Source organism: Novosphingobium mathurense, from assembly GCF_900168325.1.
Lineage (GTDB): Bacteria > Pseudomonadota > Alphaproteobacteria > Sphingomonadales > Sphingomonadaceae > Novosphingobium > Novosphingobium mathurense.
On sequence record NZ_FVZE01000002.1, the window covers coordinates 284706 to 299607 of the forward strand.

The following is a 14902-nucleotide window of genomic DNA, read 5'->3' on the forward strand; positions in this document are numbered from 1 at the left end:
CGGGGAAATGCAGCCTTATCACTGGAGGCAGACTGGCGAAACAAGGGAGCCCGGGACCGGCAATGAGCGATATCTTTCTGGGACTTGGTGCCGATGGAAACCGACAGGCGCTGCGGCTGGGCAGGGCGAACCGCCATGGGTTGATCGCCGGAGCGACGGGCACCGGCAAGACGGTGACGCTCCAGACCATCGCCGAGCAGTTCTCCGCGCAAGGCGTGCCGGTGTTCATGGCCGATGTGAAGGGCGACCTTTCGGGTATCTCGATGCCGGGCAGCCCGACCTTCAAGCATGCCGACAAGCTGGAGAGCCGGGCGAAGGAAATCGGCCTTGCCGATTATGCCTACTCCGACAATCCGGCGGTTTTCTGGGACATCTACGGCGAGCAGGGCCATCCGGTCCGCACCACGATCTCGGAAATGGGGCCGCTGCTGCTGGCGCGGCTGATGGATCTCAACGACACGCAGGAAGGCGTGCTCAACATCGTCTTCCGCTATGCCGACGAACAGGGTCTGCTGCTGCTCGACCTTGAGGACCTGCAGTCGATGCTGGCCTACACGGCTGAGAACGCGGCGGAACTCTCGGCAAAATACGGCAATGTGACCAAGGCCAGCGTCGGTACGATCCAGCGACAGTTGCTGGCGCTGGACAGCCAGGGGGCGGCGCAGTTCTTTGGCGAACCGGCGCTGGAGATCCAGGACTTCATCCGCTGCGACGAGCAGGGGCGCGGCTATATCAATGTGCTGGCCGCCGACCGGCTGATGCGCAGCCCGAAGCTCTATGCGACGTTCCTGCTCTGGCTGCTGTCCGAACTGTTCGAGGCCATGCCCGAAGTCGGCGATCCGGAAAAACCCAAGCTGGTCTTCTTCTTCGATGAAGCGCACCTGCTCTTCGACGATGCCCCCAAGGCCCTGCAGGACACCGTCGAGCAGGTTGTGCGCCTGATCCGTTCGAAGGGCGTGGGCGTCTATTTCGTGACCCAGAACCCGATCGACATTCCCGAGGACATTGCGGGGCAGCTGGGCAATCGCGTCCAGCATGCGCTGCGCGCCTTCACTCCACGCGACAAGAAGGCGATCAAGGCGGCTGCAGAGACCTTCCGGATCAATCCCGAGCTGGACGTCGAGGCCGCAATCACCGAGCTCAAGGTCGGCGAGGCGCTGGTCTCGACGCTCGACGGGGACGGCGCGCCCACTATCGTCCAGCGCACGCTCATCGCCCCGCCCCGTTCACGCCTCGGTCCGGTGTCGGAGAAGGAGCGGGCGATCATTCAGTCGATCAGCCCGTGCGAGGGCAAGTACGATTCCCGCGTGGACCGGGAGAGCGCCGAGGAAGTGCTGGCCGCGAAAGCCGCGGATGCCGCCGTCACGGCCGAGGAAGTGGCCGAACGGGGCGAAGCCGAAGTCCGCAAGCGCGAAAGACGCAGCCCAAGCCTTTGGGACGGTTTGGGCGGCAAGGTCGCCAAGGCCGCTGCCGGTGCCGCCGCCGCCAGCGCCGGATCGATCCTCGCCCAGACCCTGCAGGGCAAGAAGAGCCGGGCGAACCCCAAGGCGTCGGCCGCCAGCGCGGCGGCCGGTACGATCGGCAACACGATCGAGAAGGCCATCGGGATTCCGGGGATCGGCCGCTTCGCGCGCAACCTCATCGGTGGCCTGATGCGCTAGCACGATGCGGGGGCGGTTGCCCGCGTTTAGGTCGAGGCCCAGTCTGCGTTAGGTCCGATCGGTGCCGCGCTCAGCTCACCGGAATGGCGATCCGCGCGCTGAGACCTTCGACAGTGTCGTTGGCAGAGCGGCGGTTGGACAGGCTGAGGGCGCCACCGTGCTGTTCGGCAATGGCGCGGGCCAGCGCCAGGCCGAGGCCGGCGCCGCCGGTCAGCGAATTGCGGGAAGGATCGCCGCGCGTGAAGGGGTCCATCATCGCGTCGATGGTGTCTTCCGGAATGCCCGGGCCTTCGTCCTCGATCCGGATGACGGCGAGGTTGCCCTCGCGCTTGAGCGAGACGCTCGCCCTTTCTCCGTAGCGCAGGGCATTGTCGATCAGGTTGCGCATGGCGCGACGCAGCCAGGTCGATCGCAGTTCGAGGACGATGCGCTCACTGTCGGCCAGCTCGACCGGATCGCCAAGATCCTCGTATTCCTCGACCACCGAGGCGACCAGGGCGGAAAGCTCGGTGCGTTCGCGCGGGTCGCTGGGCCTGCCGACGCGGGCGAGCGAGAGGATGTCGTCCAGCGTGCGCACGATGTCCTCGATGGTCATGGCCATACGGGAGCGTTCGCCTTCGTCCTGTACCGATTCGATGCGAACGCGCAGGGCGGCAAGCGGAGTCTTGAGATCGTGGCCGATGGCGCCGAGCATGACGTCCTTTTCATCGAGCATGGCGGCAATGCGCGCCTCCATGGCATTGTGGGCGACGATCAGGCGGCGCATGTCCTCAGGGCCCGATGGCTGGAGCTGTCCGTCGGCGTCCTGCGTCATGGAAAAGCGCTCGACGCGGTTGGTCAGGGCGGCAAGCGGGCGCGTGATCCGGCGCAGGATCAGGGCCACCGCGCCGACCAGCACCACGTAGATGAACAGGGTCTGCAGAACGATCGGTATGAGCAGGATGTTCATGGCGCGAGGCGTGCGCACCCTTACGATCATCCAGTTGTCGCGCTGCTTGGGCCTGACTGCGACGACCAGCAGGTGGTCGTCCATCGACTTGGCGATTTCCTCCGGTTCCAGATGATGGGCGCGGCCGCGCATGACCATGCCCAGGCGCGCGATCGGGTCCTGGCCGACCGCGCGATGAACGACGATGATGTCCGATTCGGGAAAGTCCTGATCATGCAGGATTTCGTGCAGTCGCTCCTGTGCGCGTTCGTCACGGATTTCGCGTGCATCGATGGGAAGCTGCGTCGAGAACTCGAGGGGAAAGCCACGCGGAGGAGGACCGCCGAATGGCGCGTCCTCCTGTTTGCGCAACTTGCGTGCGACCCATTGCGGCCCCCGCGTTTCGGCGATGAGGCGGAAGGCGGCGGCATTGAGCATGCCGGTTTCGTAGCCTTCGCGCTGGGCGCGATAGACGAGCACGGCGCCAAGCCCCTGAACGAGCAGCAGGGCCACGGCCACGGCCATGAGCATCTGGCCCATCAGGCTGCGGGGCTGGAGGAACTTCATTCGGCGTCGAGCGGTACGCGTTTCACGTCCGTGGCCAGCATGTAGCCGCCACCCCAGACCGTCTGGATCAACTGCGGATTGCGGCTGTCCACCTCGATCTTGCGGCGCAGGCGGCTGACCTGGTTGTCCACCGCACGGTCGAACAGGTGCGCTTCGCGGCCCTGCACCATGTCGAGCAGGCGGTCGCGGTTGAGGACCTGACGCGGATGTTCGAGGAACGCCATCAGGAGGCGGAATTCGACCGAGGAAATGGCAACGACAGCGCCTTCGGCATCGGTCAGGCGCCGCTTGAGCGGATCGAGATGCCAGCCCTCGAACATGAGTGCTTCGTTCTCGACCGGGGCGGTCGGTGCGCGCGAGGAGCGGCGCAGTACGCTACGAATGCGTGCAACCAGTTCGCGCGGCTCGAATGGTTTCACGACGTAATCGTCTGCGCCGATTTCCAGCCCGACGATGCGGTCGGTAGCTTCGCCGCGCGCGGTCAAGAAGATGACCGGCAGGTCCTGCGCTTCGACGAGGTGGCGGCACAGCGACAGGCCATCTTCGCCCGGCATCATGATATCCAGCAGGACCAGATCGGGCTTTTCTTCGCGCAGGCGGCTGCGGGCCTCGGCGGCGCTGACCGCCTGGTCCACGGCAAACCCCTGGCGCGAGAGGTACTCGGCCAGGGGCTCGCGCAGGGCTGCCTCGTCGTCGACGAGGAGCAGCTTGGGTGGCGCGGTATCGTTCATTGCAATCCTTCTTCCGCGCCGGCCATTCAGTTGTCGGCGCTCGTCTTCTGCGCCTTCTTCGACTGCCATTGCGCCTTCATCTTGTCACGCGCGGCCTTGCGTTCTTCCCTGGTGACCTTGCCGTCCTTGTTGGCGTCCATCATGTCGAAGTGCTTGGCGGAGGCGGCCTCGAACTCGGCCTGCGAGATCGCGCCGTCGTTGTTGGTGTCGGCCATCTTCATCATCGCCATGCCGCCGCGATGCCAGTCATGCTTGCCGTGATGGCCCTTCATTCCGGGACCGCCGGGGCCATCCATTCCGGGGCCGTCCATTCCGGGGCCATTCATTCCGGGGCCACCGGGACCGCCCATGCCGTCGGGGCCGGGGTGCCTGGCGTCCATGAATTCCTGCTTCGAGATGCTGCCATCCTTGTTGGCATCCATCATTTCGAACATGCGGGTCTTCATTTCGGTGTGGCGCAGCTCACGATCCGCCTCGTCGAGCTTGCCGTCCTTGTTGGCGTCCATGCGGGCGAACATCGCGGCCGCCGAGGCCTGCGCCTCGGCGCGGGTCACGACGCCGTCGCCGTCTGTGTCCATCATCGAATTGCCATGGGGCATCTGCGCATAGGCAACGCCGCCGATGGCAAGTGTGGCGGCGGATATCGCAAGCGACACCTTTGCGAACCTGGTCATGTATTCTCTCCTCGCTGCTCCCGAAAATGGGGCGAAAGTCGCGGGGCGGGGGAAGGGAGGGGGAAGATCGTACCCCGCGACTTTCTTGTGCCCCTTCTAGATAGCGCTTGTCGCGCAGTTATGCCGGGATGGGCGATTATTGTCGCGAATTGTCTCAGTTGGCCGGGTCCATTCATGAGCTTGCAAGGATTCAGCGGGGTCGGTGGAGAGTGCCGAAGCCGCAGGTGATGAACAGTGCCGTGGCGGTCCTGGCAATGTCGGCGGTGTGCCAGGTCCCGGCGGGATTGATCGCATATTCGCCCGCGGCAAGAACCTGCGAAGTGGTAGAGCCATCCTCGCGCTCCTGGATCAGCGTCATTTCACCGGCCGTGCATACGACGACTTCGTCGCCCTCGGGATGGACTTCCCACGAAGTCCAGTCGCCGGAGAAATCGTGGAGGGCGACAAGCCGGCCTTCTGCGCCATCGGCAAGGGTGCGCGCGGCATAGGCCTCGTACCATTCGAGGCCGGTAAAGGCGGGTTGGGCCTCGGCCCGGGCCCCGAGCCCGAGATGGATCGGGTTGGCGTGCAGGTTATGGGCTTGCGACATCGGTCATTCTCCCGGCCCTGCCTTCGATCGGGCGATCGGCAGGACCGGGGGAGTGAAGCAAGCGGGCGCCGTCACGGCAAGCCGTCAAATGCTCAAAGCGGTGCGCACTGTTCTTCGAGCCAGGTCTTGGCGCTGCCTTCGAGCTGCGGGCCGACCACGTCGAGAACGCGGGCATGGTAGGCGTTCCACCATGCCAGGTCGTCACGGGTGAACAGGGCGGTATCGACCAGGCGGCGCTCGATCGGGGCCAGGGTGAGCGTCTCGAAGCCGTAGAATTCGCCTTCCGCGCCATCGATCTCGCGCGGTTCCACCAGCACGAGGTTCTCGATGCGGATGCCGTATTCTCCGGTCTTGTAGTAACCCGGCTCGTTCGAGATGATCATGCCGGGCATCAGCGACTGGTCGGTTCCGGCCTGGCCACCCGCCGACTTGGCGATGCGCTGCGGCCCTTCGTGGACCGAGAGGAACGAGCCGACGCCATGACCGGTGCCATGGGCATAGTCGAGCCCGGCCGCCCAGAGGAACTGGCGTGCCAGCACGTCCAGCTGGCTGCCGGCGGTACCTTGCGGGAAGACCGCGCGGGCCAGCGCGATATGGCCCTTCAGGACCCGGGTGAAGCGGTCTTTCACTTCTACCGGTGGCTCGCCGGGGCCGACCCAGACCGTGCGGGTGATGTCGGTCGTGCCATCCGGATACTGGCCGCCGGAATCGACGAGATAGACGCTGTTCGGCTCGAGCGTGCGGTTGGTTTCTTCCGAGACGCGGTAGTGTACCACTGCGCCGTTCGGACCGGCGCCGGAAATCGTGTCGAACGAAAGGTCGCGCAAGTCGCCGCAGGATTGGCGGAAGGCCTGCAACCGGTCGGCCGCAGCCATTTCGCTCACCGCGCCCTTGGGCGCCTCGACCGAGAGCCAGTGCAGGAACTGCGACACGGCAGCTCCGTCGCGGGTCTGTGCGTCGCGGTGGCCTTGCTGTTCGACCGGGTTCTTGATCGCCTTGGGCAGTACGGTGGGGTCGCGTTCTTCGACCACTTCCGCGCCACCGATACGCAACCTCTCGAAGATAGCGCTGACGGCGCGCTCGGGGTCGACGGCGACGCGCTTGCCGGAAAGGCCTTCCAGTCCGGCGACGAACCGGTCGCGCGGCTGGATGCGTACGGCATTGCCAAGGTGCTGGCGCAGTTCGGGCGTAACCTTCTCTTCGGCGATGAACAGGTCTGCGGTGCCGTCGGCATGGGCGATCACGTAGGACAGCGCCACCGGCGTGCGCTCGACGTCGGTACCGCGAATGTTGAGCAGCCAGGCGATTGAATCGAGAGCGGTGATCACCGTCGCATCGAGACGGCGTTCGCCGAGCCATTCGGAAACCGCGCCGCGCTTGGCCTCGCTTGCCTGGCCGGTGAACGCCTCGGGATGGACGAGCGCCGGGGCCGGGGATGGCGCGGGCTGGTCTTCCCAGATCGAATCGATGGGATTGGTTTCGACCGGCGTGACCTTGCCGCCCTTGGCGGCAAGTGCCTTGTCGACGGCTTCCACCCAGCGCTTGCCATGCAACCAGGCATCGTAGCCGATGTTCGCGCCTTGCGGGGCGTGGGTTTCCAGCCACTTGGCGATGCTGGTCTGCGGCACGCTTTCATAGGCGTAGAGGCGCCCGTCGACCTGGTCGCGCACTTGCAGGGTATAGCGGCCGTCGACGAACATCGCCGCTGCCGGTTGCAGCGAGGGATCGGTCAGCACGACGGCGGTTCCGGCCGAGCCGCCGAAGCCGGTCAGCCACGCAAGGCGCTGGGCATAGCCGCCCACGTACTCGCTCATGTGTTCGTCGGAGATCGGGATGACGAAGCCATCGAGGCCGCGCGACTTGAGTTCCTTGCGCAGCGCATCGAGGCGCGCTTCATGGGTATTCATCAACATGGTTTCGGTATCCGACTTGCGGGGGGCATTGCGCCAACATAGATGCGAGACATGGCAGATTCCACCCAGACCGTTGCAGGTCCTCCACAGGCGGCGAAGAAGCCGCATTCCGTCACGCACCACGGGCTGAGCGTCTCCGACGATTACGCCTGGCTGCGCGACCCCGGATATCCGCAGGTCACAGACAAGGAGGTGCTGGCGCACCTGGAGGCGGAGAACCGCTGGTTCGAGGCGCGGATGGCCGACCGCAAGGACGCGATCGACACGCTGTTCAAGGAAATGCGCGCGCGGATCAAGGAAGCCGACAAATCGGTGCCGCAGAAGGACGGTGACTGGCTCTACTGGATCGAGTTCGAGGAAGGCGCCGAGTACAAAAAGTGGTGGCGCAGGCCCGTGGCCGGCGGCGAGGACCAACTGATCCTCGACGAAGTCGCGCTGGCCGAGGGCAAGGAGTATTTCAGCCTCGGCGCGATCTCGGTCAGCAAGGGCGGGACGCTGCTGGCCTATTCCTTCGACGACAACGGATCGGAGCGCTTCACCGCGCGGATCAAGAACCTCGAAACCGGGGAATTGCTGCCTGACGAGATCCCCGGCACCTTGTCCTCGCTGGTCTGGGTCGGCGATGACAGGGGCCTCGTCTATTCGCTGGCCAACGAACAGTGGCGCACCGACAATGCCCGCCTGCACTGGTTGGGCGATCCGCTCGACAAGGACGTGGAACTCTATCACGAGAGCGACGACGGTTTCCGCGTCGGCTCCTCGCTCTCGTCGAACGAAAGCTGGCTGATCATCGGCACCAGCGACCACGAGACGAGCGAGGCGCGACTGGTGCGGGCCGACGATCCGCTCGGCGAGCAGATCCTGGTGAAGGCGCGCAGCAAGGGCGTGGAGTACGATGTCGATGAGCGCGAGGGCGTGCTCTACATCCATGCCAACGACACGCACGAGAACTTCCGCCTCGCCACCGCGCCGCTGGACAATCCGGGCGAATGGACGACGCTGATCGAGGGATCGGACGACTTCTACCTGACCGGCGTCGACCTGTTCCGCGACTTCTACGTGATCGAGGGGCGCCGCGCCGGTCTCGACCAGATCGAGGTGCGCCATTACGACGATCCGGCACGCGTCGAGCCGATCCATTTTCCCGAAGCGAGCTATTCGGCGGGCCTTTCGAACAATCCCGAATGGCACATGGATACCTTGCGGCTGAGCTACGAATCGATGGTCAGCCCGGCGACGGTCTACGACTACGACGTGGCAGCGCGTACGCTCGAGACGCTCAAGGTGCAGGAAATCCCTTCGGGCTACGATGCATCGCTCTATACGACCGAGCGACTGGAAATCACCGCGCGCGACGGCACCGCGGTTCCCGTGAGCGTGGTCTATCGCCGTGACCGGACCGGGGCGGGGCCTTTGCACCTTTACGGATACGGCGCGTACGGCCTCGCCATCGAGCCGGGGTTCTCGATCTCACGCCTCAGCCTGGTCGATCGCGGTTTTGCCTTCGCCATCGCCCATATCCGCGGCGGCGACGATCTTGGCCGCGCCTGGTACAAGGCAGGCAAGCTGGAGCAGCGGACCAACACCTTCAACGACTTCGTCGACGTTGCCAGGGGCCTCGTCGAGCGCGGTTACACGGCGCCGGGCAAGATCTCGATCTCGGGCGGTTCGGCCGGGGGCGAGCTGATGGGCGCGGTGGTCAATTCCGATCCCGAACTGTTCGGGGCAGTCGTCGCCCACGTGCCTTTCGTCGACGTTCTCAACACGATGCTCGACGAAAGCCTGCCGCTCACGCCGGGCGAATGGCCGGAGTGGGGCAATCCGATCGAAGACAGGGCCGCCTTCGAACTGATCCTGAGCTATTCCCCTTACGACCAGGTCAAGCGGCAAGCTTATCCGCCGATCATGGTCACTGCCGGCCTCAATGACCCGCGCGTGACGTACTGGGAGCCGGCGAAGTGGGTTGCACGGCTGCGCGAGTTCAAGACCGACGGCAACGAGCTGATTCTCAAGACCAACATGGGCGCCGGGCACGGCGGCAAGTCGGGCCGGTTCGAAAGCCTGAAGGAAACCGCTGAAGAATTCGCCTTTATCCTGTGGCAGCTCGGAGTGGAGGTTTGAGCGACCGGTTCACCTGCACCTTTACCGCCGAGGCGGGGCACATCGACGTGATGGGCCACGTCAACAATGCGGTCTGGGTGCAATGGATGGAAGCGATTGCGACCGCGCATTGGGAAGCCGATGCGCGTCCCGAGCACCAGGAACGTTACGCCTGGGTCGTGACCCGCCACGAGATCGACTATCGTGGCAACATCCGCGAAGGCGAGAGCGTGACTGCCGAGACCTTCATTCCCGATGGGCCGAGCGGGGCGCGTTTCGACCGCTGCGTCGACTTTCGCAATGCGAAGGGCAAGGTGATCGTATCGGCGCGCACGACATGGGCGATGATCGACATTGCCAGTGGCCGGATCATGCGGGTTCCGGCCGAAGTGGTCGACTGCTTCAGCGCAGACTGACGACGGTTGCGCCGGACTCGCGTGCCGGTTTCGGGGTCATGGTCACGCGTTCGGTCCGGTTCCGGCCCGCGGCCTTGGCCTCGTAGAGCAGATGGTCGCAGCGGCTGTAGAGTTCCGAGAAGCGCACGGGCGACGTGCAGGTGACCATGCCCATGCTGGCTGTGACCAGGCGGTCGAGGCCGGGAATTTCCGCGGCAATGCGCGCGGGAATCGACTTGCGGCGGCGCTCCGCGCGCTCAGGACCGTCCTTGCCGCGCAGGAGCAGCAGGAACTCCTCGCCGCCGATGCGCACCGCCAGGGTATCCTCGTCCGCCCCGAGCGCGACGGCGACCGCCTGCAGCACGGCATCGCCGGTGGCATGGCCCATGGTGTCGTTAATCACCTTGAAGTGGTCGAGGTCGAGCAGGGCCATCGTTGCGAAGCCTTCTTCGGTCAGCTCGTCGAAGCGTTCCTCGATCCCGCGCCGGTTGAACAGGCCGGTCAGCGGATCGCGCGCCGCCAGGCCTTCCAAGATCTTGGTATGGGCGAGAGCATGGTCGCGCTGGCGCTTGATCGCCATGAAGCGGTCGGCCACGCCGATCGAGGTGACCACGACTTCGAAGCCGATCGAGATGTGCTGCTCGAGCATCAGTTCGATCGGCACTTCGAACAGGCCAAGCGCGGAAACGATGCGCAGGGCGCCGGTCAGCATCATCGGCGCCCAGGCGACGATCTGGAACAGTATCGCCCGGCTGCCGCGGCTGGCTGCGGTCGTGAAGACCCAGGCGAAGACGAGGATCGCGGGCACGTAGCTGGCGAGATAGGCCTGTGCGGAGAGCGGGCGGATCGGGTCGCTGGCAAAGAGATATACGTAGCTCCAGGCAAGGACCCAGGGTCCCAGCCAGCGCAGCGACTGGACCTGGATGCGGTCCAGCTTGCCCGGTTCGATCAGGTCGCTGATGAACAGCGATGCAGTGGCGATCGCCAGTCCCCAGCTCCCGGCGGACAGCACGCACAATTCCATCATCGACAGCGAGAAGAAGCGATTGATCAGGCCGCTGCTCACGAGGGTCTGGATCAGCATGAACAGCACTGCTGCCGCGTGCCAGAGCACGAAGCGCTGGCGCAGCACCCGGAAGAACGCGAAGTTGAGGACGAGCGGAACGCACAGCAGGCCGCAAAGCCAGGCGATGATCAGCTCGGAGCGTCCGACATCCAGGGCCTTTGGGGCAGGGGCGATGGTTGCGCCGGTCAGCACGCCGACATGGCGGGGCAAGTCGAATTCGACGACATAGGCCGCGACCGGCTGCGACAGGCGGGGCAAGCGCGCGCGCATGAGCCAGTCATTGGTCGCGAAGGAGACCTCGTCACGACTGTAGGCGAGGCTGCGGTTTTCGCCGAGGGTGCCGATGGCGGTAATGCGCATCGCCGAGAACAGCGTCAGGCGGGTGGTCAGGACGGGGCTTTCGATTGCCTTGCGCCCGTTCATGTCGAAGCGGATGAAAGATCGCTGGTCGACGATGGAGGCATCGCCGGGCTGGCAGTGCCAGCGAGAGCGATCCTGCGCGATGTCGCGGTAGTTCGTTTCCAGCGTGCCGGATGCGAAGCAGGTCGAGCCGATGGGGAATTCGTCGGCGACCGGCGCAGCTGGGGCCTGTCCTGCCCATAAGAGCAGGAGCAGACTTACCAGCAATTTCCAGCGGCTCCGGATCATTCGCAAGGAATGCCGGAGTCCGCTGAAAATACGGTTAATTTCTCATAATTCTTCTTAGCCGAGGACGGTCTTCAGCGACGTGTAGTCGTAGCCCAGTTCGGTGGCGACGGCTTCGTAGGTGATCTGGCCGGCGTGCACGTTGAGACCGTTGGCCAGGTGCGGATCGTTGGCCAACGCCTGCTTCCAGCCCAGGTTGGCGATCGCCAGCGCGTGGGGCAGGGTCACGTTGTTGAGTGCATAAGTGCTGGTGCGCGCGACGGCGCCCGGCATGTTGGCGACGCAGTAGTGAACGATGCCGTCAACCATGAAGGTCGGCTCGGCATGCGTGGTCGCACGGCTCGTTTCGAAGCAGCCGCCCTGATCGATGGCGACGTCTACGAGCACCGCGCCCGGCTTCATCGTGCCGAGCATCTCGCGGGTGACGAGCTTGGGAGCGGCGGCGCCGGGGATCAGCACCGCGCCGATGACGAGGTCGGCGTCGGCAACGCTCTCGGCGAGGTTGGCTGTGCTCGCGATGCGGGTCTTGGCGCGGGCTTCGAAGTAGATGCCGAGGCGTTCGAGAACGTCGGGGCTACGGTCGAGGATGGTGACGTCGGCACCGAGGCCAACGGCCATCTGCGCGGCGTTGAAGCCGACGACGCCGCCGCCGATGACTGCAACCTTGCCCGGCATCACGCCCGGAACGCCGCCGAGCAGAACGCCGCGACCGCCGTGGGCCTTCTCCAGCGCGGTGGCGCCGGCCTGGACCGACATGCGGCCCGCGACCTGGCTCATCGGCTTGAGCAGGGGCAGCGAATTGCCCGGTCCGGTGACGGTTTCATAGGCAATCGCGGTGACGCCCGACTTCACGAGGTCGGCGGTCTGCTCCGGATCGGGCGCGAGGTGCAGGTAGGTGTAGAGGATCTGGCCTTCGCGCAGCATCGCGCGCTCGACGGCCTGCGGTTCCTTCACCTTTACGACCATCTCGCAACCGGCGAAGATTTCGGCGGCGGTGTCGATGATCTTGGCACCGGCAGCGGCGTAGGCGCTGTCAGCGGCGCCAATGCCGAGACCGGCCGACTTTTCCACCCACACTTCGTGGCCGTTAGCGACAAGCTCGCGGGCGCTCTCAGGGGTGAGGCCGACACGATATTCGTGGTTCTTGATTTCCCGGACGGTACCGACGCGCATGATCCAACTCCAAAAAATACGGTAAACTTGGTGCGATGGAAAATACACCCATTCCCGAGCAATGTTTCACCAAATTTGCCCTTGCACGGCGGGATTTATGGGATAATAGCCCAAACAAAGGTAATTGTAGGGAAATTTTCCCATGGATAGAGCGGATCGCGCCTTGCTTTCGGCGCTACAGGCAGATTCATCGCGTTCGATCGCCGATCTGGCCGAACGCGTGAACCTGTCTTCCTCCGCCTGCCACCGCCGTATCCGGTCGTTGGAGGAGCAGGGGATGATCCTCGGCTATGCCGCGCGGGTCGATGCCCGGCGGCTGGGCCTGACGGTGGAAGTCTTCGTCGAAATCACGCTCAACAGCCAAAGCCGGGAGGCCATGGACCGGTTCGAGCGGGCCGTGTGCGACTTTGACGAGATCCTCGAGTGTCACCTGATGTCGGGCGCGGCCGACTATCAGCTGCGCGTCGCTGCGGTCGACCTCGACCATTACGACCGGATCCATCGCGACTGCCTGGCGCGCCTGCCCGGCGTCTCGTCGATGCGCACAAGCTTCTCGTTGCGGCGAATCAAGCGCTTCGAAGGATACGCGGTGCCTGGCGCCTGACCGCCGCGGGGCGCTTAGCGGGTTGGCTGGGTGATGATGCGATCGCGCGCGACGCGCAGGTCTCCGGCTTCGTGCTGTAGCGAGAGCCGTTCCTTGTCGTTCTTGCGATAGTGGCTCTCGGCCTTGTCGATATCCTCGATCGAGAGGCCGAGACCATCGAGCGCCGAGCGGGCGAGGACGACCGCGGATTCGATCACTTCGCGGGCCATGAACTTGACCGGCGTGTCTTTCAGCCGCAGCAGCGAGCGGCGGTCGTAGACGCGGGCATGGATCTGCGCCTCGGGGAAGGCGTCGTGAACCGCGTGCAGGAATGTTTCGGTCAGCTGGTCGCCGTCGATGCAGAACACGATCATCTGCGCATTGCCGGCCCCGGCCTGTCGCAGCAGGTCGAGGCGCGTGCCGTCGCCGAAATAGACCTTGGCGCCGAACGCGCCGGCGCGGTCGATCATCTCGATGTCGTTGTCGATCAGCGTGACCTGGATGTCGGCGGTAATCAGGATCTGGGCCACGGTTTGGCCGAAGCGCCCGTAGCCGACGACGAGCGCGCTCGCGCCGTCCTCGCGCGGGGCCTCGCGCTCCTGCCGGCTCGCCGGGGTTTCGCGAATGCGCCGGGTTGCCATCATCAGGAACGGGGTGGTGACCATCGACAGGGTGACGATGGCGCTGAACAGGCTGGCGGCCTGCGGCTCGATGAGCCAGGCGTTCTGCGCCTGCGCGAAAAGGACGAAGCCGAATTCGCCGCCCTGGCTGAGGAGCAGGCCCAAGGCCAGCGCACTGCGCCAATTCATCCGGAAGGCCAGGGCCAGGGCGAAGATGATGGTCGCCTTCACCGCGATCAGCGCTGTGGCCATGGCGGCCACGAACAGTGGACGCTCGGCGATGGCGGACAGGTCGAGCATCATGCCCACCGACATGAAGAAAAGGCCGAGCAGGATCGAGCGGAACGGTTCGACGTCCGCTTCCAGCTCATGGCGATAGGGCGAGTCGGCCAGCATGACGCCGGCGATGAAGGCGCCAAGTGCGGTCGACAGGCCGAGCCACTGCATCAGCGCCGCCGAGGCGATCACCGTGAACAGCGCGGCGAATACGAACATCTCGCGCTCGCCGAGGTTGCCGATGAGGCGGAACAGCGGGCGGATGACGAAACGCCCCGCCGCGATCAGGCCGACGATGGCGGCGACCGTGAGCAGCGCGAGCTGCCAGCCTGGAGGACCTTCGGGCAGGTTGGGATTGCGGTTCATCGCCGCGATGATGGTGATCAGCGGGATGATCGAGAGATCCTGGAACAGCAGCACCGCAAAGGCGCGCTCGCCGAATGGCGTATGCAGGCGTCCCGCGCTTTGCAGCATCGGCAGGACCTGTGCAGTCGAGGACAGGCCCAGCGGCAGGCCCAGCGCCAGAGACGCCTCGATGGAAAAGCCGGCGAAGAAATGGATCACCGCCGATACGGCCAAGCCGCAAAGCGCGACCTGCAGCAGGCCCAGTCCGAAGATCTCGTGCCGCATGCGCCATAGCCGCCGAGGCGCCAGTTCGAGTCCGACCACGAAGAGCAGCAGGGTAATGCCCAGTTCGGCAATGCCGATCTTGCCCTTCGGGTCGCCGATCAGGTCGAGCGCGTAGGGACCGAGGATCGCACCGGCGAGCAGGTAACCCAAGGTCGCGCCGAGGCCCAGCCGCCGAAACAGCAGAACAAAGATCAGCGCGGTGCCGAGCAGCAGGAAGCCGTCCCTCAGCAGGAAGTCCTGCGCGTGTTGTTCCATCTGGGCCTTTCCGGTGGGTAGCTTGCGTGTGGAAGTCGGGTTTAGCGCAAATGGCGCGCCTGTCATTACATCACCCTGAACCGTCTTCAGAGCCCA

12 protein-coding genes are annotated in these 14902 nt (G+C 65.0%); 4 read left to right on the forward strand and 8 right to left on the reverse strand.

All coding sequences use genetic code 11. The features are described from left to right. Positions 1–62: 62 nt before the first annotated feature. Positions 63–1661, forward strand: coding sequence for a helicase HerA-like domain-containing protein (locus B5483_RS08240; protein WP_054946635.1), 1599 nt, complete (start codon positions 63–65; stop codon positions 1659–1661). Positions 1662–1731: 70 nt separating this feature from the next. On the opposite strand, the gene B5483_RS08245 is transcribed toward B5483_RS08240, so the two are convergent. The 5 genes from B5483_RS08245 to B5483_RS08265 form a co-directional block, all read right to left on the reverse strand. Beyond that, positions 1732–3156, reverse strand: coding sequence for an ATP-binding protein (locus B5483_RS08245; RefSeq protein ID WP_079730041.1), 1425 nt, complete (start codon positions 3154–3156; stop codon positions 1732–1734). Continuing rightward, positions 3153–3887, reverse strand: a complete 735-nt coding sequence (locus B5483_RS08250; RefSeq protein ID WP_079730042.1) for a response regulator — start codon at positions 3885–3887, stop codon at positions 3153–3155. The genes B5483_RS08245 and B5483_RS08250 overlap by 4 nt, the downstream gene beginning before the upstream one ends. 26 nt (positions 3888–3913) lie before the next feature. Continuing rightward, the gene (locus tag B5483_RS08255; protein ID WP_079730043.1) at positions 3914–4561 is read right to left on the reverse strand and encodes an EF-hand domain-containing protein; all 648 of its coding nucleotides are present in this window, start codon (positions 4559–4561) and stop codon (positions 3914–3916) included. Between the two features lie 190 nt (positions 4562–4751). Beyond that, positions 4752–5150: a cupin domain-containing protein gene (locus tag B5483_RS08260; protein WP_079730044.1), complete on the reverse strand. Its 399-nt coding sequence runs from the start codon at positions 5148–5150 to the stop codon at positions 4752–4754. Between the two features lie 92 nt (positions 5151–5242). Further along, a complete protein-coding gene (locus B5483_RS08265; protein ID WP_079730342.1) occupies positions 5243–7057 on the reverse strand; it encodes an aminopeptidase P family protein in 1815 nt (604 codons plus the stop codon). 57 nt (positions 7058–7114) lie between these two features. Here B5483_RS08265 and B5483_RS08270 point away from each other — a divergent pair, with 57 nt between their 5' ends. Beyond that, complete coding sequence (locus B5483_RS08270; protein ID WP_425435033.1) at positions 7115–9184, forward strand: S9 family peptidase; 2070 nt, start codon at positions 7115–7117, stop codon at positions 9182–9184. After that, positions 9181–9579: an acyl-CoA thioesterase gene (locus B5483_RS08275; RefSeq protein ID WP_079730046.1), complete on the forward strand. Its 399-nt coding sequence runs from the start codon at positions 9181–9183 to the stop codon at positions 9577–9579. Before B5483_RS08270 ends, B5483_RS08275 begins: the two co-directional genes overlap by 4 nt. Here B5483_RS08275 and B5483_RS08280 read toward each other — a convergent pair. Both B5483_RS08280 and ald read right to left on the reverse strand, forming a co-directional pair. Next, the gene (locus tag B5483_RS08280) at positions 9566–11272 is read right to left on the reverse strand and encodes a sensor domain-containing diguanylate cyclase (RefSeq protein WP_079730047.1); all 1707 of its coding nucleotides are present in this window, start codon (positions 11270–11272) and stop codon (positions 9566–9568) included. The genes B5483_RS08275 and B5483_RS08280 overlap by 14 nt on opposite strands. A 54-nt stretch (positions 11273–11326) precedes the next feature. After that, the gene (ald, locus tag B5483_RS08285) at positions 11327–12442 is read right to left on the reverse strand and encodes an alanine dehydrogenase (RefSeq protein WP_054946644.1); all 1116 of its coding nucleotides are present in this window, start codon (positions 12440–12442) and stop codon (positions 11327–11329) included. A gap of 142 nt (positions 12443–12584) precedes the next feature. On the opposite strand from ald, the gene B5483_RS08290 reads away from it, so the two are divergent. Further along, on the forward strand, positions 12585–13046 hold the full coding sequence (locus B5483_RS08290; protein WP_054946645.1) for an Lrp/AsnC family transcriptional regulator: 462 nt from the start codon (positions 12585–12587) through the stop codon (positions 13044–13046). A gap of 14 nt (positions 13047–13060) precedes the next feature. Here the strand turns inward: B5483_RS08290 and B5483_RS08295 are convergent, their stop codons facing one another. After that, a complete protein-coding gene (locus tag B5483_RS08295; protein WP_054946646.1) occupies positions 13061–14806 on the reverse strand; it encodes a cation:proton antiporter domain-containing protein in 1746 nt (581 codons plus the stop codon). Positions 14807–14902: the final 96 nt, after the last annotated feature.

What these genes read in the sequence shown, in the direction of transcription:
- B5483_RS08240 (WP_054946635.1), top strand. Translation starts at nt 63, where the DNA reads ATGAGCGATATCTTTCTGGGACTTGGTGCCGATGGAAACCGACAGGCG.
- B5483_RS08245 (WP_079730041.1), bottom strand. Translation starts at nt 3,156, where the DNA reads ATGAAGTTCCTCCAGCCCCGCAGCCTGATGGGCCAGATGCTCATGGCC.
- B5483_RS08250 (WP_079730042.1), bottom strand. Translation starts at nt 3,887, where the DNA reads ATGAACGATACCGCGCCACCCAAGCTGCTCCTCGTCGACGACGAGGCA.
- B5483_RS08255 (WP_079730043.1), bottom strand. Translation starts at nt 4,561, where the DNA reads ATGACCAGGTTCGCAAAGGTGTCGCTTGCGATATCCGCCGCCACACTT.
- B5483_RS08260 (WP_079730044.1), bottom strand. Translation starts at nt 5,150, where the DNA reads ATGTCGCAAGCCCATAACCTGCACGCCAACCCGATCCATCTCGGGCTC.
- B5483_RS08265 (WP_079730342.1), bottom strand. Translation starts at nt 7,057, where the DNA reads ATGAATACCCATGAAGCGCGCCTCGATGCGCTGCGCAAGGAACTCAAG.
- B5483_RS08270 (WP_425435033.1), top strand. Translation starts at nt 7,115, where the DNA reads ATGGCAGATTCCACCCAGACCGTTGCAGGTCCTCCACAGGCGGCGAAG.
- B5483_RS08280 (WP_079730047.1), bottom strand. Translation starts at nt 11,272, where the DNA reads ATGATCCGGAGCCGCTGGAAATTGCTGGTAAGTCTGCTCCTGCTCTTA.
- ald (WP_054946644.1), bottom strand. Translation starts at nt 12,442, where the DNA reads ATGCGCGTCGGTACCGTCCGGGAAATCAAGAACCACGAATATCGTGTC.
- B5483_RS08290 (WP_054946645.1), top strand. Translation starts at nt 12,585, where the DNA reads ATGGATAGAGCGGATCGCGCCTTGCTTTCGGCGCTACAGGCAGATTCA.
- B5483_RS08295 (WP_054946646.1), bottom strand. Translation starts at nt 14,806, where the DNA reads ATGGAACAACACGCGCAGGACTTCCTGCTGAGGGACGGCTTCCTGCTG.